This window comes from Burkholderia puraquae (assembly GCF_002099195.1).
Lineage (GTDB): Bacteria > Pseudomonadota > Gammaproteobacteria > Burkholderiales > Burkholderiaceae > Burkholderia > Burkholderia puraquae.
The window spans coordinates 1-18,531 of the sequence record NZ_NBYX01000002.1 but is presented as its reverse complement, the minus strand read 5'-3'; the positions used below and the strand labels follow the sequence as shown (position 1 = coordinate 18,531).

The 18,531-nt window shown below is 67.4% G+C and carries 17 protein-coding genes and 1 pseudogene; 9 read left to right on the top strand and 9 right to left on the bottom strand.

Annotated elements, in window-relative coordinates:
• The first annotated feature begins 87 nt into the window (after positions 1–87).
• Positions 88–1,029, top strand: a complete 942-nt coding sequence (locus tag B7G54_RS04445; protein ID WP_085037988.1) for a LysR family transcriptional regulator — start codon at positions 88–90, stop codon at positions 1,027–1,029.
• 97 nt (positions 1,030–1,126) lie between these two features.
• Here B7G54_RS04445 and zwf read toward each other — a convergent pair whose 3' ends face one another.
• Positions 1,127–2,602 carry a glucose-6-phosphate dehydrogenase gene (gene zwf / locus B7G54_RS04440; protein ID WP_085037987.1) on the bottom strand — a complete coding sequence of 492 codons (1,476 nt, stop codon included), beginning with the start codon at positions 2,600–2,602 and terminating at the stop codon, positions 1,127–1,129.
• 202 nt (positions 2,603–2,804) lie between these two features.
• Here zwf and B7G54_RS04435 point away from each other — a divergent pair, with 202 nt between their 5' ends.
• A complete protein-coding gene (locus B7G54_RS04435; protein WP_085037986.1) occupies positions 2,805–3,383 on the top strand; it encodes a TetR/AcrR family transcriptional regulator in 579 nt (192 codons plus the stop codon).
• A gap of 173 nt (positions 3,384–3,556) precedes the next feature.
• Positions 3,557–4,432, top strand: coding sequence for an SDR family NAD(P)-dependent oxidoreductase (locus B7G54_RS04430; protein WP_085037985.1), 876 nt, complete (start codon positions 3,557–3,559; stop codon positions 4,430–4,432).
• A 131-nt stretch (positions 4,433–4,563) separates the two neighbouring features.
• Here B7G54_RS04430 and B7G54_RS04425 read toward each other — a convergent pair whose 3' ends face one another.
• The 3 genes from B7G54_RS04425 to acuR form a co-directional block, all read right to left on the bottom strand.
• Positions 4,564–5,142: a peroxidase-related enzyme gene (locus B7G54_RS04425; protein ID WP_085037984.1), complete on the bottom strand. Its 579-nt coding sequence runs from the start codon at positions 5,140–5,142 to the stop codon at positions 4,564–4,566.
• An 85-nt stretch (positions 5,143–5,227) separates the two neighbouring features.
• Positions 5,228–6,211, bottom strand: coding sequence for an acrylyl-CoA reductase (NADPH) (acuI, locus tag B7G54_RS04420; RefSeq protein ID WP_085037983.1), 984 nt, complete (start codon positions 6,209–6,211; stop codon positions 5,228–5,230).
• 44 nt (positions 6,212–6,255) lie between these two features.
• Entirely contained in the window at positions 6,256–6,894 is a 639-nt protein-coding gene (gene acuR, locus B7G54_RS04415; RefSeq protein ID WP_085037982.1) for an acrylate utilization transcriptional regulator AcuR, read from the bottom strand.
• 222 nt (positions 6,895–7,116) lie between these two features.
• On the opposite strand from acuR, the gene B7G54_RS04410 reads away from it, so the two are divergent.
• Positions 7,117–8,304: a M20 aminoacylase family protein gene (locus B7G54_RS04410; protein WP_085037981.1), complete on the top strand. Its 1,188-nt coding sequence runs from the start codon at positions 7,117–7,119 to the stop codon at positions 8,302–8,304.
• A gap of 55 nt (positions 8,305–8,359) precedes the next feature.
• Complete coding sequence (locus B7G54_RS04405) at positions 8,360–9,691, top strand: MFS transporter (protein ID WP_085037980.1); 1,332 nt, start codon at positions 8,360–8,362, stop codon at positions 9,689–9,691.
• 46 nt (positions 9,692–9,737) lie between these two features.
• On the opposite strand, the gene B7G54_RS04400 is transcribed toward B7G54_RS04405, so the two are convergent.
• Positions 9,738–10,658: a LysR family transcriptional regulator gene (locus tag B7G54_RS04400; RefSeq protein ID WP_085037979.1), complete on the bottom strand. Its 921-nt coding sequence runs from the start codon at positions 10,656–10,658 to the stop codon at positions 9,738–9,740.
• A 136-nt stretch (positions 10,659–10,794) separates the two neighbouring features.
• On the opposite strand from B7G54_RS04400, the gene B7G54_RS04395 reads away from it, so the two are divergent.
• Together B7G54_RS04395 and B7G54_RS04390 are read left to right on the top strand one after the other, a co-directional pair.
• Positions 10,795–11,568: a transporter substrate-binding domain-containing protein gene (locus tag B7G54_RS04395; RefSeq protein WP_085037978.1), complete on the top strand. Its 774-nt coding sequence runs from the start codon at positions 10,795–10,797 to the stop codon at positions 11,566–11,568.
• A 59-nt stretch (positions 11,569–11,627) separates the two neighbouring features.
• Complete coding sequence (locus B7G54_RS04390) at positions 11,628–12,743, top strand: succinylglutamate desuccinylase/aspartoacylase family protein (RefSeq protein ID WP_085037977.1); 1,116 nt, start codon at positions 11,628–11,630, stop codon at positions 12,741–12,743.
• Between the two features lie 229 nt (positions 12,744–12,972).
• Here the strand turns inward: B7G54_RS04390 and B7G54_RS04385 are convergent, their stop codons facing one another.
• Positions 12,973–13,761, bottom strand: coding sequence for an IclR family transcriptional regulator (locus tag B7G54_RS04385; protein ID WP_085037976.1), 789 nt, complete (start codon positions 13,759–13,761; stop codon positions 12,973–12,975).
• A gap of 227 nt (positions 13,762–13,988) precedes the next feature.
• On the opposite strand from B7G54_RS04385, the gene pcaF reads away from it, so the two are divergent.
• Complete coding sequence (gene pcaF, locus B7G54_RS04380) at positions 13,989–15,191, top strand: 3-oxoadipyl-CoA thiolase (RefSeq protein ID WP_085037975.1); 1,203 nt, start codon at positions 13,989–13,991, stop codon at positions 15,189–15,191.
• Positions 15,192–15,299: 108 nt separating this feature from the next.
• On the opposite strand, the gene B7G54_RS04375 is transcribed toward pcaF, so the two are convergent.
• The 3 genes from B7G54_RS04375 to B7G54_RS04365 all read right to left on the bottom strand — a co-directional run bounded on the left by B7G54_RS04375 (position 15,300) and on the right by B7G54_RS04365 (position 16,838).
• Positions 15,300–15,800, bottom strand: coding sequence for a 2-thiouracil desulfurase family protein (locus B7G54_RS04375; protein ID WP_425266457.1), 501 nt, complete (start codon positions 15,798–15,800; stop codon positions 15,300–15,302).
• Positions 15,801–15,909: 109 nt separating this feature from the next.
• Positions 15,910–16,470 (bottom strand): GNAT family N-acetyltransferase, encoded by a 561-nt coding sequence (locus B7G54_RS04370; protein ID WP_085037973.1) that lies wholly within the window; start codon positions 16,468–16,470, stop codon positions 15,910–15,912.
• Complete coding sequence (locus tag B7G54_RS04365; RefSeq protein WP_085037972.1) at positions 16,467–16,838, bottom strand: hypothetical protein; 372 nt, start codon at positions 16,836–16,838, stop codon at positions 16,467–16,469. The genes B7G54_RS04370 and B7G54_RS04365 overlap by 4 nt, the downstream gene beginning before the upstream one ends.
• A gap of 324 nt (positions 16,839–17,162) precedes the next feature.
• Here B7G54_RS04365 and B7G54_RS04360 point away from each other — a divergent pair.
• A pseudogene (locus B7G54_RS04360) lies at positions 17,163–18,531 on the top strand (methyl-accepting chemotaxis protein); the annotation flags it as partial.

Sequence of the window (18,531 nt, the reverse complement as noted above, 5' to 3'; positions counted from 1 at the left end):
TCCAGTAAGGATGGATCGCAGTGTGCCGACTTTACTTTTGCGGAAAAACTGGTCTATAAACCAAATTGTTTTGATTTCAGATCAACAATGAAAATCACGCTCGACGAACTCCAGGCCTTTGCGGCCGTGGTCGACACCGGATCGATCACCGCCGCCGCGCAGCAGCTCGACCTCACCGTGTCGGCCGCGAGCCGCACGCTCGCGCGGCTCGAGGAGAAGCTGAAGACCACGCTGCTGCGCCGGACCACGCGCCGGCTGGAGTTGACGGAAGAAGGGCGCGCGTTCCTGCAGAACGCGCGCGCGATCATCGAATCGGTCGAGAATGCCGAGGAGCAGATGCTCGCGCGGCGCGAGACGCCGTCGGGGCGGCTGCGCGTCGACGCCGCGACGCCGTTCATGCTGCACGTGATCGTGCCGCTCGTGCGCGGCTACCGCGAACGCTTCCCGAAGGTCGAGCTGGAGCTGAACAGCAACGAGGGCATCATCGATCTGCTGGAGCGACGCACCGACGTCGCGATCCGGATCGGCCGGCTGAAGGATTCGACGCTGCACAGCCGGCGCATCGGCAACAGCCGGGTGCGCATGCTCGCGAGCCCGGCATACATCGAAGCGCACGGCCAGCCGCGCAAGGTGGAGGATCTCGACAAGCACACGCTGCTCGGCTTCACGCAGCCCGAATCGCTGAACGTCTGGCCGATCCTCGGCACGGACGGCGAAGCGTACCGCATCGAGCCGGACGTGTATTCGTCGAGCGGCGAAACGTTGCGGCAGCTTGCGCTGGAGGGCACGGGCGTCGTCTGCCTGTCCGATTTCGTGACCGCGCAGGATCGCGATGCGGGGCGGCTGGTGCAGGTGCTCGCGCGCCACACGCTCGATGTCCAGCAGCCGATTCACGCGGTGTACTACCGCAATACCGCGATCTCGTCGCGGATCGCGTCGTTCGTCGACTACCTGATCGAGGCGCTGGGCGGCGGCGGCAACGATGCGCCGGGGCGGCGCAAGGCTGCGCCGTGGATGGCGCCGCGATAGCGGCGTCAGGCTGGCAGGGACGACGGGGCGGGCCGCGCCCCGTGCGATTGGACGTGCGATCCGGCGTGCCGTATTCAGGCACGCCGTCGTGCAGCGGTTACGCCTCTTCCGACCACGACATCCCGTCGCGCGCGAGCAGCGCCGACGAAGCCGCGGGACCGAACGTGCCGGCCGTGTACAGGCGCGGCCGGTCGCCGAGCTGCTTCCAGCCGTCGAGGATCGGCTCGACCCACGACCACGCGGCTTCGAGCTCGTCGCGGCGCATGAAGTGCGTGAGGCGGCCGCGGATCACGTCGATCAGCAAACGCTCGTACGCTTCCGCGCGCCGCTCCGGAATCGCCTGCTGCAGGTCGAGGTTCAGGCTCACGGGCACCATGTTCATCCCGCTGCCCGGTTCCTTCGCAAGCATCCGCAGCTGGATCGACTCTTCCGGCTGGAGCTGGATCACGAGGCGGTTGCTGTAGTGGCGCGGGCCGGTCGGGATGATCGAGAACGGCATGTCCGCGAACTCGATCACGATTTCCGACTGGCGGCGCTGCAGCCGCTTGCCGGTGCGCAGGAAGAACGGCACGTTCGCCCAGCGCCAGTTGTTGATGTGCGCGCGCAGCGCAACGAAGGTTTCCGCGCGGCTGTCCGCCGGCACGTTGTCTTCTTCGAGATAGCCCTTGACCGGCTGGCCGTCGACCGCGCCGGCCGTGTATTGCCCGCGCACCGTGTCGCGCGCGACGTCGGCCACTGCCATCGGCCGCAGCGAGCGCAGCACCTTCAGCTTCTCGTCGCGCACCGCGTCCGGGTCGAGCGACACGGGCGGCTCCATCGCGACGATGCACAGCAGCTGCAGCAGGTGGTTCTGCACCATGTCGCGCAGCGCGCCGGTATGGTCGTAGAAGCCCGCGCGGCTGCCGACGCCCACCGTCTCCGCCACCGTGATCTGCACGCTGCGGATGCTCGGCGCCTGCCACAGCGGCCCGAAGATCGGGTTGCCGAAGCGCAGCACCATCAGGTTCTGCACGGTTTCCTTGCCGAGATAGTGGTCGATCCGATAGATCTGCGATTCCTCGAAGTGCTTGCCGACCGCATCGTTGATCGCCTTCGCGGACGCGAGATCGTGGCCGAGCGGCTTTTCGAGGACGACGCGCGAGTGCCTGTCGACGAGATGCGCGGCCGACAGGTTGTCGCAGATCGTCGTGAACAGCTCCGGCGACGTCGACAGGTAGAACACGCGGATCGCATCGCCGCGCGCCGCTTCCGCGAGCCGCAGGTAGTCGTCCGGCGCGTTCACGTCGATCAGCACGTACTTGAACAGGTCGAGGAAACGGCTCCAGGCAGCGGGATCGAACGCCTTTTCGTCGATGAACGGGCGCGACTGCTCGTCCATGAACTTGCGATAGCCGTCGATGCCCCAGTCGCGGCGGCCGACCGCGATGATGCGCGTCTCGGGCGGGAGGTTGCAGTGCAGGTGCGCCATGTACAGCGCGGGCAACAGCTTGCGGGCGGCCAGGTCGCCGCCGCCACCGAAAATGATCATGTCGACGGGCCGGTCGGCCGCGCTCTGGGTAGGCTGATTCGTCATGGGAGGTTCGCGGTTTGAAACGGTGAACGTGAAACGAACATCGAGGCACCGGGCGCCGATACGTGAACGCACCAGTACGTGAAAACGCTAATAGTGCACGGTTTTGATGGATTGCGTGTGGGTTCCCCCGGATGTAACAGGGCTTGCATTCAGCAGGATCGCCCCATTATGATTGAGCGCTCACTCATTAAAGGAATCGAACGTGGCCCGACCGCGCAGTCCCGACAAGCACGAAGCCATCCTCGCCGCGGCCGCACGCGCGCTCGCCGAGGACGGCGCGACCGCGACGACCGCGCGCATCGCGCGGCTCGCCGGGGTGGCGGAAGGCACGGTGTTTACTTACTTCGAGACCAAGGACGCATTGCTGAACGCGCTGTACGTGAGCCTGAAGGCGGAGATGCGCGACGCGATGATGGCGGGTTTCCCGGAAGGCGCGACGGCCGAGCAGGCGCTGCGGCACGCGTGGAACGGCTATGTGTCATGGGGCGTCGCGAATCCGGACGGGCGGCGCGCGCTGCAGCAGCTGGGTGTGAGCGGGCGCGTCGACGACACGCACCGTGCGGCGGGGGCCGAAGGTTTCGGCACGATCCGCGCGTTGCTGGAGGCGCAGATCGCGGCATCGGGCGGGCTGAAGCCGGACGAGGCGCACGCGTTCTGCGCGGCGCTGTTCACGTCGATCGCCGAAACGGCCATGGAGTCGGTCGCGCGCGATCCGGCGCGGGCCGACGCGTACCGGGAGGCCGGGTTTCGCGCGTTGTGGGCCGTGTTGCACGCGGTGTAAGGCAAGGTTGCCGTCGTGGCGGCGCGGGCGGATTCACGTTCACGCGCTGCGGCGAGGATGGGTAGCGGGTTTCGGGCAGGGCGATGGAGGTCATGAGCGATCGGTACATCGTCGTTATTAATGAGTGAGTAATCATTCATTTTGTGATTTCACCACGATCAAGGAGTGGAAAAATGGCGAAAGTCTGGCTGGTAACAGGGGCCGCGCGCGGCCTGGGGCGAGCGATTTCGGAAGCCGTGCTGGCGGCGGGCGACCGGCTGGTGGCCGGCGCACGCGATCCCGCGCGGCTTGCGGATCTGGTGAAACGGTACGGCGATCGGTTGCTGCCAGTCGCGCTCGACGTGACCGATGAAGCGGCAGCCGCGGAGGCGGCGACAGCCGCCCGCGACGCGTTCGGCCGCATCGACGTGCTGGTGAACAACGCGGGCTACGGCCATACGGCGCCGTTCGAGCAGATGGCCGCCGACGATTTCCGCGACCAGATCGAGACGAACCTGTTCGGCGTGATCAACCTGACGCGTGCGGTGCTGCCGACGATGCGCGCGCAGCGTGCAGGGCACATCTTCCAGGTGTCGTCGGTCGGCGGGCGCACGTCGACGCCGGGCCTGTCCGCGTATCAGGCCGCGAAGTGGGCGGTCGGCGGGTTCAGCGACGTGCTCGCGAAGGAAGTCGCACCGTTCGGCGTGCGTGTGTGCACGCTGGAGCCCGGTGGGATGCGAACCGAGTGGGCCGCGCAGGCCAAGCGCGAAGTCGACGGGCTGCTGCCCGACTATCGGCCGTCGGTCGGGAAAATGCTCGACATGCTCGGCGCATACGGCGGCCATGAGGTCGGCGATCCGGCGCGGATCGCGGCATTGATCGTCGAGCTGTCGCGCCGCGACGATGTGCCGATGCGCTTGCTGCTCGGCGGCGACGCGCTGATCGTCTGCGAGCAGGCGGAAGCGCAGCGCGCGGAAGAGGCGGCGCGGTGGCGCGACACGACGTTGTCGACGATGTTCCCGGACGCGAAGCTGCCCGACGGGCTGCAGACGTTGAAGCAGGTCGGGTAGGCGAGAGAGCCGCCGCATCGACGGCGCGTGCCGGCGCCGTGCCCGCGTTGCGCCGGTGCGCGCGATGGCTGATCGACGGCCGAGTGTGCGTACGCCCGGCTCGCCCAGCCATCGCCGCTGCCGTCGCGCCCTCAACGCCCGAGCGCGTAGAACTCCGCGTTCGGCCGCATGTTCGTCACGTTCGCGATGCGATTCGACATGCCGAAGAACGCCGAGATCGCCGCGATGTCCCACGCGTCTTCCTCGGTGAAGCCATGCAACTTCAGCGTGTCGAAATCCGCTTCGCCCACCTCGTGCGCGGTTTGCGACACCTTCATCGCGAAGTCGAGCATCGCCTTCTGCCGCGCGGTGATGTCGGCCTTGCGGTAGTTGGTCGCGACCTGGTCGGCGATCAGCGGGTCTTTCGCGCGAATGCGCAGGATCGCACCGTGCGCGATCACGCAGTACTGACACTGGTTCGCGGCGCTGGTGGCCACGACGATCATTTCCCGTTCGGCCTTGGTGAGATTGCCGGGCTTGTCCATCAGCGCGTCGTGGTAAGCCATGAACGCGCGAAACTCGTCCGGGCGATGCGCGAGCGTAAGGAACACGTTCGGGATGAAGCCCGACTTTTCCTGGACGGCGGCGATGCGTTCGCGGATGTCGTCGGGCAGGTCGGCGAGCGCGGGCACGGGAAAGCGGCTGATGGGGGCGGTGCTTGCGGCGGTCATGAGGTCTCCTGGATAAAGTGGCGCGGGCGCTTTCGATGCGCGAGCCGCCGTCCGAATAAGGCAACGCCGGTGGTCGTCGGCGGCGTCACGCGTTGACGTCGACGACGATGCGGCCGCGAACCTTGCCGTCGATCAATGCCTCGGCAAGCGGGACGACGTCGCCCAGGCCGACCTGGTGGCTGATCGCGCCCAGCTTCTCGACGTCGAGGTCGGATGCGAGCCGGCGCCATGCCTCCAGGCGATCGGCGCGCGGGCACATGACGCTGTCGATCCCGACGAGCGTGACACCGCGCAGGATGAACGGCATGACGGTCGCGGGGAAGTCCATGCCGGCGGCCAGGCCGCAGGCCGTCACGACGCCGCGGTAGCGCGTGGTCGCGCACACGTTGGCGAGCACGTGGCTGCCCGCCACGTCGACCGCGCCGGCCCAGCGCTCCTTGCCCAGCGGCCTGCCGGGCTCGCTGAATTGCGACCGCTCCAGGATCTCCGCCGCGCCGAGCTGACGCAGGTAGTCGGCATCGGCGGGACGGCCGGTCACCGCGACCACGCGGTATCCCAGCCTGGTGAGGATAGCGGTAGCGACGCTGCCCACCCCGCCTGCCGCGCCGGTCACCACGATCTCGCCGTCATCCGGGCGCACGCCGTGTCGCTCCAGTGCCATCACGCACAGCATCGCGGTGTAGCCCGCCGTGCCGATGGCCATCGCCTGTTGCGGCGAAAAGGCGGACGGCAGCGGCACCAGCCAGTCGCCGTCGACGCGGGCTTTCTGCGCGAGGCCGCCCCAGTGTGTTTCGCCGACGCCCCAGCCGTTGAGCACGACCTGATCGCCGGGGCGATAGTCCGGGTGCGTGCTCTCCTCGACTTCACCGACCAGATCGATGCCGGGCACCATCGGAAACTTGCGGACCACCGGGCTCTTGCCGGTGATCGCCAGCCCGTCCTTGTAGTTCAGCGTCGAATAGCCCACGCGGATCGTCACGTTGCCTGCGGGCAATTGCGCGTCGTCCAGCGTGTGCAGCCGCGCGTGCTGGCCGGTTTCGTCCTTGTCGATCACGATGCCTCGAAACATGTGTCCTCCTTTCTAGACCGATCGTCTAGTTAATGGCAAAAAAATCAGCGATGCGGCAGTCCATTGAAGAAAAACTGCGCGAACAGGGTCAGCGGCCCGTCGCTGCGCTCCAGCTTCGCGCGCAGCACGGCGCCTTCCCAGCCGATCCAGAAGAATGCGGCCAGCTCGGCGGGATCGGCCGAACCGGCCAGTTCGCCGGCTTGCTGCGCGGCGGCCAGGCAAGCGGCGAGGCGGCGTTGCCAGTCCTCGAACGTGGCGTGCAGGCGGGCGCGGAAACTTTCGGGCAGCGCACCCATTTCCTGCCCGAGATTGCCGATCAGGCAGCCGCGGCTGTATGCGTAGCGGGCCATGCCGTCCCGGGCATCGTCGACGAATGCGCGGACGCGCTGCAGCGGCGAGCGCGCCGGGTCGCTGAAATGACGGTCCAGCTTGCGCGCGAAGAAGTCGGCATAGCGGTCGATCAGTTCGAGGCCGAACGCTTCCTTGCTGTCGAAGTAGTGATAGAACGAGCCCTTGGGCACGCCCGCGCGCCCCAGGATCTCGTCGAGCCCGGTGGCCGAGAAGCCCTTCTCGGTGAGCACTTCCAGCCCGGTGCGCAACAGCATGTCCCGCGTGGCGACGAGGTCTTCATGCTGCTTCGGTGGCCTGCCGCGACGGCGAGGCGGATCAGTTCGAACGTCCATGTGCGAATAATAGACCGTTCGTCTCAAAAATCAACGGGTCGTGTATCTGGCGCGTTCGATGAGGTTGAACCCGCAAGCATCACCCGTATTAACCCTGATTAAAAAACCTTATCGCGGTGAAAAATTCCGCATCTTATTGAACCGATATCGGCTCGATATAGTGGCTCGCTTTCCCGCACGCAGCGTCACGCGTGCACACACAAACAAGCTGGAGCCCCTTAGATGACCGACGCCCGATTCACCGAAATCGAGGATCTGATGCCCGCCGCCGGCGGGCTGCGCGAGATCCGTCACCATATCCATCACCACCCCGAACTCGCGTACGAAGAGCACGACACGGCCGCGCTCGTCGCCGAGAAGCTCGAACAGTGGGGCTGGCAGGTGACGCGCGGGGTCGGGAAGACGGGCGTGGTCGGCACGCTGCGCGTGGGCGACGGCACGCGCAGCATCGGCATCCGCGCCGACATGGATGCGCTGCCGATCATCGAGGCGACGGGGCTGCCCTATGCGAGCGGCACGCACGGCAAGATGCACGCGTGCGGCCACGACGGCCACACGACGATGCTGCTCGGCGCCGCGCAGCATCTCGCGAAGACCCGCCACTTCTCCGGCACCGTGCACCTGTATTTCCAGCCGGCGGAAGAGCACGGTGTCGACAGCGGCGCGAAGAAGATGATCGACGACGGCCTGTTCGAGCGCTTCCCGTGCGATGCCGTGTTCGGCATGCACAACCATCCGGGCGCGGCACCGGGCGTGTTCCTGACGCGGCGCGGCCCGTTCATGTCGGCCGGCGACAAGGCGATCATCACGATCGAAGGCGTCGGCGGCCACGCGGCACGGCCGCACCTGACGGTCGACCCGGTGGTCGTCGCGGCGAGCATCGTGATGGCGCTGCAGACGATCGTCGCGCGCAACGTCGACCCTGCGCAGCCGGCGGTCGTCACGGTCGGCTCGATGCATGCGGGCACCGCGAACAACGTGATCCCGAACGGCGCGCGCCTCGAACTCAGCGTGCGTTCGTTCAGCCCCGACGTGCGCGCGCTGCTCAAGCGCCGCATCACCGAGCTGGCCGAAACACAGGCCGCGAGCTACGGCGCGACGGCAAACGTCGAGTACATCGAAGGGTATCCGGTCGTCGTCAATACGGATGCCGAAACGGATTTCGCCGCGCAGGTGGCGCGCGAGCTCGTCGGCGACGCGCACGTGGTCGAGCAGACCGACCTGCTGATGGGCAGCGAGGATTTCGCGTTCATGCTGCAGCAGCGGCCGGGCTCGTTCGTGCGGCTCGGCAATGGCGAAGGCGAGGACGGCTGCATGGTGCACAACCCGAAGTACGACTTCAACGATCGCAACCTGCCGATCGGCGCGGCGTTCTGGACGCGCCTCGTCGAGCGTTACCTCGGGCAGTGATCGCGGCGGCGGCGCGCTTCCGGCGCTTCCGGCGCATTGACAGGAGAGGATAGCGATGCAGAAAGACCATCTCGCGCTGCACCCCGCGTCGACGGGCGTCGCCGAAGCCGGCGCGCCCGGCGCGCCTGCCGTCACGCGGCGCGGCGCGATCGCGGCGGCCGTGATCGGCAACTGGCTGGAATTCTTCGACTTCACCGTGTACGGCTTCTTTGCGGTGCTGATCGGCAAGCTGTTCTTCCCGTCGAGCGACCCGACCACGTCGCTGCTGCTGTCGGTCGCGACGTTCGCCGCCGGCTTCTTCACGCGGCCGCTCGGCAGCGTCGTGCTCGGCGTCTACGCGGACCGCAAGGGGCGCAAGGCCGCGCTGAACCTGACGATCATGCTGATGGCGCTCGGCACGGGCCTGATCGCGATCGCGCCGACCTATGCGCAGGCCGGCGTGGCCGCACCGCTGCTCGTCGTGTTCGCGCGGCTGATGCAGGGCTTTTCGCAGGGCGGTGAATTCGGCGCGGCGACGTCGACGCTGCTCGAACAGGGCGGCACGTCGCGCCGTGCGTTCCGCGCGAGCTGGCAGCTCGCGACGCAGGGCGGCGCCGCGCTGATGGGCTCGGGCTTCGCGGCGCTGCTGTCGAACACGATGACGAAGGACGCGCTCGAAAGCTGGGGCTGGCGGCTGCCGTTCCTCGTCGGCGTGCTGATCGCGCCGGTCGGCATGTATCTGCGCCGCCGCCTCGCCGACGATGCGCCCGGCGACAACCATCACGGCATCGAACGCGGCGTGCTGCACGAGCTGTTCTCGAAGCACACGCGCACGGTGCTGCTGCTGATGCTCACGGTGATGGGCGGCACGGTGTCGACCTACATCCTGACGTTCTACATGCCGACCTACGCGATCCACACGCTTGGCCTGCCGATGAAGCTGTCGATGTTCGTCGGCGTCGCATCGGGCTGCGTGATGCTGGTCACCTGCCCGCTGTTCGGCTGGCTGTCGGACAGGCTCGGCAGCCGGCGCCTGCCGATCTTCGTCGGCCGCGGCGTGCTGGTCGCGTTGCTGTTCCCGGCGTTCTGGCTGATGAACCATCATCCGACGCTGTCGGTGATCCTGCCGCTGACCGCGCTGATGCTGCTGTTCTATTCGCTCGGCTCGGCATCCGAAATGGCGCTGATGTGCGAGTCGCTGCCGCGCCACGTGCGCGCGACCGGCATCTCGATCGCGTATGCGCTCGCGGTGACGATCTTCGGCGGCACCGCGCAGCTGATCGCGACCTGGCTCGTGAAGACGACGGGCAGCAAGCTCGCGCCGGCCGGCTACGTGGCCGCGTGCGTGGTGCTGTCGCTGATCGCGGTTGCCGCGCTGCGCGAGACGGCGCGGGATTCGATCGACTGAAGGAAAGCACGGTGCAGCACCGCGGGCGGCAGGCGGCAAGATGCGCTTACCGCCCGCGCACCACTCTCAGGTACGACGCGAGCATCGTCGCGAGTTCCTGCGCGGCCGGCGTCAGCGGCACGGCCGCGCGCTGCAGCAGGCAGATGTCCTGCGATTCGGCCTGTTCGCGCACGGGCACCTTCGCGAGCGTGCCGGCAAACGGCCCGTGCCGCGTCACGGCTTCGGTTTCGAGCGACAGGCAATCGGTCTGCGTGACGAGCTGCAGCGTCTCGAACATCCCTTCGACGGTTGCGAGGATCTTCGGCGGCGGCAGGCCGTGCACGTCGAAGTACGCGAGCAACCGGTTGACGACGGGGTCGGCGCTCAGGTTCGGCGAGCGTGTGGACACCCACGCGTAGCCGGCCAGCTCGGCGAGCGATTGCGCGTGCATCGCCGGATGGCCGTTGCGGCACACCACCACCGGCGCGGAAGCACGCAGCGGCGTGACCGCGAGATCGGTCGTGTCGGTCTGCTTCGAGACCAGCGCGATCGCGAAATCGACCGCGTTTTCCCGCAGCCAGCCGATCATCATCCGCGACGTGCCGGTACGCAGGTGCACGTCGACCTTGTCGAAGCGCGCGCGGAACGCGCTCAGCACCGGCGCGAATGCGTCGATCAGCGGTTCGGCCACGAGGCCGAGCGTGACGGTGCCTTCGTACGCGCCGCTCAGTTGCCGGATTTCCCGCTCGACCTGCTCGCATTCGCCGAGGATCGAACCGGAGCGCGCGAGCAGCCGCTGGCCGACGGCCGTCGGCACGATCCCGCGATTGGTGCGCGTGAACAGCGTCGCGCCGAGCGTTGCCTCGAGGCTTTGCAACTGCTGCGTGACGCCGCTCTGCGCGAGATCGAGCGCGCGTGCAGCGGCGCGCAGGCTGCCGTGCTCGACGACGGCCTGGAAGATGCGGAGCTGGGAGAGCGTGAACGCCATGGGCGAGCGCGGGGCCGGTGATCGGGAAAAGTGATCATGATAAGGCAGCGGGCGATTCCGGCGGCGGCGCGTGCGCACTACGATCGCAGGCAGTCCGGCTCGTGCCGTTTGCCCATCGTCCTGCCCTGTGTCGACCATGAAACGTACCTTCCTTCCGCTCGTTTCCTTATGCCTTGCGTTCGCGGCAAGCGCCGCGCATGCGCTCGATGCGCGCCCCGTGCGCCTCGGCATCGATCCGACCTATCCGCCGATGGATTCGAAGGCGCCCGACGGCAGCCTGAAGGGCTTCGACGTCGATCTCGGCAACGAGATCTGCCGCCGTGCGCAGTTGCGCTGCCAGTGGGTCGAGCTTGAATTCTCCGGGATGATTCCCGCGCTGCAGGCGCGCAAGATCGACGCGATCCTGTCGTCGATGGCGATCACCGAGAAGCGCGAGAAGCAGATCCTGTTCTCGTCGAAACTGTTCCGCTTCAAGTCGCGGCTCGTCGCGCGGCCCGCGAGCGGCGTCGACAGTACGACCGCGTCGCTGGCCGGCAAGCGCGTCGGCGTGCAGTCGGGCACGCAGTTCGAATCGTGGGCGCTCGCGCACTGGGCGCCGGCCGGCGTCGGCGTGGTGCCGTACAAGAGCCAGGACGACGTGTTCGCCGATCTCGTCAACGGCCGCCTCGATGCAGCGCTGCTCGGCACCGTGGAAGCCGACTACGGCTTCCTGCGCACGCCGAAGGGCAAGGGCTTCGCGTTCGTCGGCGCGCCGCTCGACATGGGCGATCGCGGCGTCGGCATCGGCATGCGGCAGTCGGATACGGCGCTCAAGGCGTCGATCGACGGCGCAATCGCATCGATGCTGAAGGACGGCACGTACGACCGGATCGCAAAGCAGTATTTCGACTTCAACCCGTACGGCGAATAAGCGCCACAGCGCCCCGCCGTTTCACCCGCTTCCCCGTTTTCACCCGTTCGAGACCATCGATGCAGATTCGCACCACGCCGCTCCTGTCGCCGTCGATCGGCACGCAGCGCACGCTGACGAGCTTTCATTTCGGGCCGGCCGGCACCGGCCGCAAGATCTACCTGCAGGCCGCGCTGCACGCGGACGAGACGCCCGCGATGCTCGCGGCGTTCGTGCTGAAGCAGCGGCTCGCGCAGCTCGATGCCGACGGCCGGCTCGCCGCCGAGATCGTGCTCGTGCCGGTCGCGAACCCGGTCGGCCTCAATCATCATCTGCTCGGGCAATTCATCGGCCGTTTCGATCTCGCGAGCGGCCGCAACTTCAATCGCGGCTTCCTGCCGCTCGCGGAAATCGCCGCGCGTGCGCGCGACCGGCTCGGCGACGACGGCGGCCGCAATCGCGAGATCGTGCGCGAATGCGTCGGCGCGGCGCTCGATGAGATCGCGCCGCGCACCGAGTTCGATGCGCTGCAGCTGGCGCTGCTGAAGCTGTCGCTCGACGCCGAGATCGTGATCGACCTGCATTGCTCGCTCGAAGCAGTGATGCACGTGTACACGAGCGATACCGCATGGCCGGAAGTCGAGCCGCTCGCGCGTTATCTCGGCGCGGAGGTGTCGCTGCTCGCCGAGGATTCGGGCGGGCACGCGTTCGACGATGCGCATCACCTGCTGTGGACGCAATTGCGGCAGCACTTGCCGGCAGGCACGCCGATGGCGGCCGGCACCGTGGCCGTGACGGTCGAGTGCCGGGGCCAGCGCGACGTGACGTACGAATATGCGGAACGCGATGCCGATGCGCTCGTCGACTATCTCGTATGGCGCGGCGCGGTGCACGGCGAGCCTACGCCGCTGCCGCCGCTCGCTGCGCCGGCCACGCCGCTCGCGGGCAGCGAGCAGTTCTACGCGCCGGTGAGCGGGATACTCGTGCACCGCGCGGCGATCGGCGCGACGATCCGCGCGGGCGATCCGCTGTTCGACATCGTCGATCCGCTGACGGACGCGATCACGACGATCTCGAGCGGCACCGACGGCGTGTTCTACATGCGCCGCGCAATCCGCTTCGTGACCGCCGGCGCGCCGCTCGGCCGCGTGACGGGCACGGTACCGGTGCGCAAGGGCATGCTGCTGGGCGCGTGAGCGGCGGGACGGGTGCGTGTCCGAGTGGCGCCACGCAATTTCGTTCTCGTCAAATTGACCGGGCGTTGCCGCGCCCCTAAATTGGGTGATGCGGAGCGCGCTCCGTGTTCCGTGAGAAGGACGTTGCAAGTAGAGTCAGAGAGTTGAGCGGGCGGCCCATGCCGCCCGTCTTTTTATCCGGACTATCCGCGAATGACCGTCGTGCCGATCCCGCGAGCGAAGTAACCGCTCACCCGCGCCGTGCCACCAGCTCCGACACCGTCTGCGCGGCCTGCTGCAGCGGCCCGAGAAACTCCTTCACCATCTGCTTCGCGGTATGCCGCTGCGCGTTGCCGCTGATGTTCATCGCCGCGATGATTTGCCCGCGCCGGTTGCGGATCGGCGCGGACAACGACATCAGGCCCACTTCGAGTTCCTGGTCGACCACGGCCCAGCCCTGCTGGCGCGCTTGCGCGATTGCCGCCTTCAGCTCGCCGAGGTCGGTGATCGTGCGCGGCGTATGCGCGCGGATGCCGCTTTGTGCGAGCGTTTCGTCGAGCGCGGCATCGTCGAGCGCGGACAGCAGCACGCGGCCCATCGACGTGCAGTATGCAGGCAGCCGGCTGCCGATCGACAGGTTGATCGTCATGATCTTGCGGGTCGGCACGCGCAGCACGTAGACGATCTCGGTGCGGTCGAGCACGGCCGCCGAGCAGCTTTCGTGGATCTGCTCGGACAGCTGCTCCATCACCGGATCGGCGAGATTCCAGAACGGCATCGACGTGAGGTACGCGAAGCCGAGCTCGAGGATCTTCGGCGTGAGCCGGAACAGCCGGCCGTCGGCTTCGACATAGCCGAGCGTCTGCAGCGTGAGCAGGATCCGGCGCGCGCCCGCGCGCGTGAGCCCGGTGGCCGAGGCGACCTCGGTGAGCGTCTGCTCCGGACGGGCCGCGTCGAACGCGCGGATCACCGCGAGGCCGCGTGCGAACGACTGGACATAGGAGTCGCCGGGTTTCGTCTGAGTGTCTTCGGTTGTCATGAGCGCCTGGAATATCGTGCAGCCGAGAAGATAGCGCATGGGGCCTGACACGCCAACCGCACGGCGGACCGGGCGCTTGACAGGTCGTCCCCGCACTCCCTATGATGCGTTGAACGTTCGATACACGATCTTATGTTCGTATATAGAACATTTAAGCGCATCCCGGCGGGCAATGCAAGGGGCGCGCCCTGTTCATTCCCCAGCCTGTCCTGGGACCGGAGACACTGATGACCGAAGCTTTTCTGTGTGATGCGATCCGTACGCCGATCGGGCGTTACGGCGGTGCACTGTCCGGCGTGCGCGCCGACGACCTGGGCGCGGTGCCGCTCAAGGCGCTCGTCGAGCGTAACCGCGATGTCGACTGGACGGCGATCGACGACGTGATCTACGGCTGCGCGAACCAGGCCGGCGAGGACAACCGCAACGTCGCGCGCATGTCGGCGCTGCTCGCGGGCCTGCCGCAGGGCGTGCCGGGTTCGACGATCAACCGCCTGTGCGGTTCCGGGATGGATGCGGTGGGCGTGGCCGCCCGTGCGATCAAGTCCGGCGAGGCCGCGCTGATGGTCGCGGGTGGCGTCGAGAGCATGACGCGTGCGCCGTTCGTGATGGGCAAGGCCGCCAGCGCGTTCGCGCGCCAGGCCGACATCTACGATACGACGATCGGCTGGCGCTTCATCAATCCGCTGATGAAACAGCTGCACGGCGTCGATTCGATGCCGGAGACGGCCGAAAACGTCGCGGTCGACTACAACATCAGCCGCGCCGACCAGGACCTGTTTGCGCTGCGCAGCCAGCAGAAGGCCGCGCGTGCGCAGCAGGACGGCACGCTCGCCGAGGAAATCGTCGCAGTCACGATTCCGCAGAAGAAAGGCGATCCGGTGGTCGTGTCGCGCGACGAACATCCGCGCGAGACGTCGCTCGAAACGCTCGCGAAGCTGAAGGGCGTCGTGCGCCCGGACGGCTCGGTGACGGCCGGCAACGCGTCGGGCGTCAACGACGGTGCCGCCGCGCTGCTGCTCGCGAACGAAGAAACCGCGAAGCGCTTCGGCCTGACGCCGCGCGCACGCGTGCTCGGGATCGCAACGGCCGGCGTTGCACCGCGCGTGATGGGCATCGGGCCCGCGCCGGCCACGCAGAAGCTGCTCGCGCGGCTCGGCATGACCATCGACCAGTTCGACGTGATCGAGCTGAACGAGGCGTTCGCATCGCAAGGTCTCGCGGTGCTGCGCATGCTTGGCGTTGCCGACGACGATCCGCGCGTGAACCCGAACGGCGGCGCGATCGCACTGGGCCATCCGCTCGGCGCATCGGGTGCGCGTCTCGTGACGACTGCGATGTACCAACTGCATCGCACGAACGGCCGCTTTGCGCTGTGTACGATGTGCATCGGCGTCGGTCAGGGCATCGCGATCGCGATTGAGCGCGTCTGACCTGCGTCTCGCGGCGAAGCGGCAGGGCATTGGCCGCTTCGCCGCCATCCCGCTTTGCGGTTTGCTGAACGATGCGCGGCACGAGGATTCTCGTGCCGCGCATCGTCGTTAACCGGCCTGCAACAACTGCTTGAGGCGCGCATCGAGCGCGTCGATCTCGGTGTCCGCGAACACTTCGATCCCGTGCTCGCGCAGCAACGCGGCCGTGACGCCGGCGCCCGCGTGTCGCCGGTTCTCGAAGCGCCCGTCATAAATGAACGTGCTGCCGCACGACGGACTGCCGTCGGCCAGGATCGCGAAGCGGCAATCGTGCGCGCGTGCGAGGGCCAGCGCGGTTTGCGCGCCGGATACGAACGGTGCCGTCACGTCCGTTCCGTTCACGTCGACGATGCGCGCGGCGCCCGACAGCACCTGCTGTCCCGATTCGCCGCCGGCGATTTCAGCAGGCGGGCGCGGCACGCTGAAGCCGCCGGCCAGTTCGGGGCAGACGGGCACGAGGCGCCCTTCGCGCTGCCACCGTTCGAGCGCCTCGTGCGCGGCAGTCTTGGCCGAGCCGTTGTAGCGGACCGGATGACCGACCACGCACATGCTGACGAGGATCTTCGGCATGGCTTGCGGCTGCGCTTCGTTCTGCAATCTCGCTCTCCGTGATTCCGCGATGACCGATGGCGGTCGTGGCAAAGCGGGAAATTCTACGCGTTGCCCGCTTGCCGGTGCGTCAGGCCGCCGGTGCTTCCAGATGAATGTCTTCCGGCTCGAGCGCGTAAAGCGCCGGGTCGGGCGAGGCGCTGACCGTGAAGCCGAGCCGCAGGTAGAAGTCGATCGTGCGCTGCGACGGCGTCGCGGACACATACAGGCGTGCAGCACCCATCGCGCGCGCCTGCTCACGGGCCGCGCGGTAGAGCTGCTCGCCGAGCCCGCAGCCACGCCAGTCACGGCTCACGTGCAGGAACTTCAACTGCAGCATGTCGCGGTGCGGGCCGAGCGGCTGGCTGTCGACGACGACCGCCGCGACGAGCCGCGCGCCGTCGAACATGCCGAGGCACCAGCCGCCGCGATCGTGACAGTCGAGCAGGATCGGCGTGTAGTGGTCGGCTTCGCCGTCGGGCCAGCCCGCGACGTCGTAGAACTCGGGCACGAGATGCAGCGTGCCGTCGCGCAGCACATACAGGTGCTCGATGATTTCGCGCCGGTCGATGGTCCACACGAGCGGCACCTCGTCGCGTGCGAGCGGGCGGGCGGAAAGCGCATCGCGTTCGGCGGCGGTGCGGCGCATCATGCGGCCTCCCGATGCGCGGCGATTGCATACATCAGCGGCAGGCGCGGCATGCCGTCGGGCGGCACCATCCGGTGGCCGTCCAGTTCGCGCATGCCGTCGAAGCCCTTCCAGCCGTTCGCATAAGGGTATTCGGTCAGGCGACCGGTCGCGAGCCCGGCCGACGCGAGCGCGTTCACGACTTCGCCGATGCTCCACATGAACTCGTCGCTCCGCAGCCCGGCGATGTCGCCGAGCAGTTCGCGTTCTTCCGGAAAGGGCGTCGAGCCGCCTTCTCGGAAAAATGCAGCCTGATCGCCTTTATGGCTGTTATGTGCGACTGTCGTTGTATTCCAGGACAGCCGATTCAGTTCGTGCAATGCCTTTTTCATCGAATTCGAATGCCGGTTGAATGGAGCAGGATAGACGGAATCGTTTCGCCGCGTGCAACGGCTGACGGCATTGGCGTGCCGTGCGGTGTGGTCGGGCAGCGCGGCGTGACATGCGGATGAACGTGCGCGGCGATTATTGACGGATTATTTGATCGAAATCATGGCGGCCGCCAAATTGAATATTTTATGCGAGGAAAGGGTAAGGTTTTTCCCCAATATGCCGACAGTAAGATGAAGACCGTCGTAAAGCGATAAACCGTTTTTCGGCTACTGAACGTGAATTCAGCGCGGCGCGGACGACAGATCCGCCTTTCGGAGCCTTGCATGCGCAATAACCAGCCCGTTACCCAACAGGAATTCGATTTTCCCGACGACGTCACGCTGATGTCGACGACCGATGCAGACAGCATCATCACCTACGCCAACACGACGTTCGCACAGGTGAGCGGCTTCACGAACGAGGAACTCGTCGGCCAGCCGCACAACGTGGTGCGCCACCCGGACATGCCGCGCGAAGCGTTTGCCGACATGTGGGCGACGCTCAGGCGAGGCGAGCCGTGGACGGCCCTCGTGAAGAACCGCCGCAAGAACGGCGATCACTACTGGGTGCGTGCGAACGCGATTCCGGTGATGCGCAACGGCGAGCCGCACGGCTACATGTCGGTGCGCACGAAGGCGCCGCACGACGAGAGCGAGGCCGCCGATGCGCTGTATCGCGCGTTTCGCGAAGGCAAGGCCGGCCAGCGCCGGTTCCACAAGGGGTTGGTGATCCGCACGGGGCTGCTGCGCATCGCGTCGCTGTCGCAGACGATGTCGGTGCGCGCGCGGGTGCATTCGGCGCTGTGCGTGCTCGCGCCGGCGCTCGTCGGCGCGGGCTGGGCATGCGGGCTGGCCGGCGGCGGGCTCGCGGCATTTGCCGGCGTGACGGTCGGCCTGGCGGCGGCGGCCGGCCTGTGGCTCGATGCGCAGATCGTGCGTCCGCTGAAGCGGCTGCACGACCAGGCGCTGAACGTCGCGACCGGCGAAAGCCGCAGCGGCGTGCGGATGAACCGCGTCGACGAGATCGGCATGACGCTGCGCACGATCAACCAGCTCGGCCTGATGTTCCGCTGGCTCGTCGACGACGTCAGCGAGCAGGTGCACAACGTGCAGCGCGCGAGCAACGAGATCGCGCAGGGCAACAACGACCTGAGCGCGCGCACCGAACAGGCGGCGTCGAGCGTGCAGGAGACGGCCGCGTCGATGGCCGAGAAGCAACACGGAGACCGCCCTGCAGGCGAACCGGCTCGCGATGTCGGCGAGCGAGGCGGCGGGGCGCGGCGGGCAGGCAGTGGGCGAGGTGGTTGCGACGATGAGCGACATCACCGCCAGCTCGCGCAAGATCGCCGACATCATCGGCGTGATCGACGGCATCGCGTTCCAGACCAATATCCTTGCATTGAATGCGGCGGTGGAGGCGGCGCGTGCCGGCGACCAGTTGTCGGTGTCGGCGAGCGAGGCGGCCGGGCGCGGCGGGCAGGCGGTGAGCGAGGTGGTCGCGACGATGAACGACATCACCGCCAGCTCGCGCAAGATCGCCGACATCATCGGCGTGATCGACGGCATCGCGTTCCAGACCAACATCCTTGCATTGAACGCGGCGGTGGAGGCGGCGCGGGCCGGCGACCAGGGGCGCGGTTTCGCGGTGGTTGCC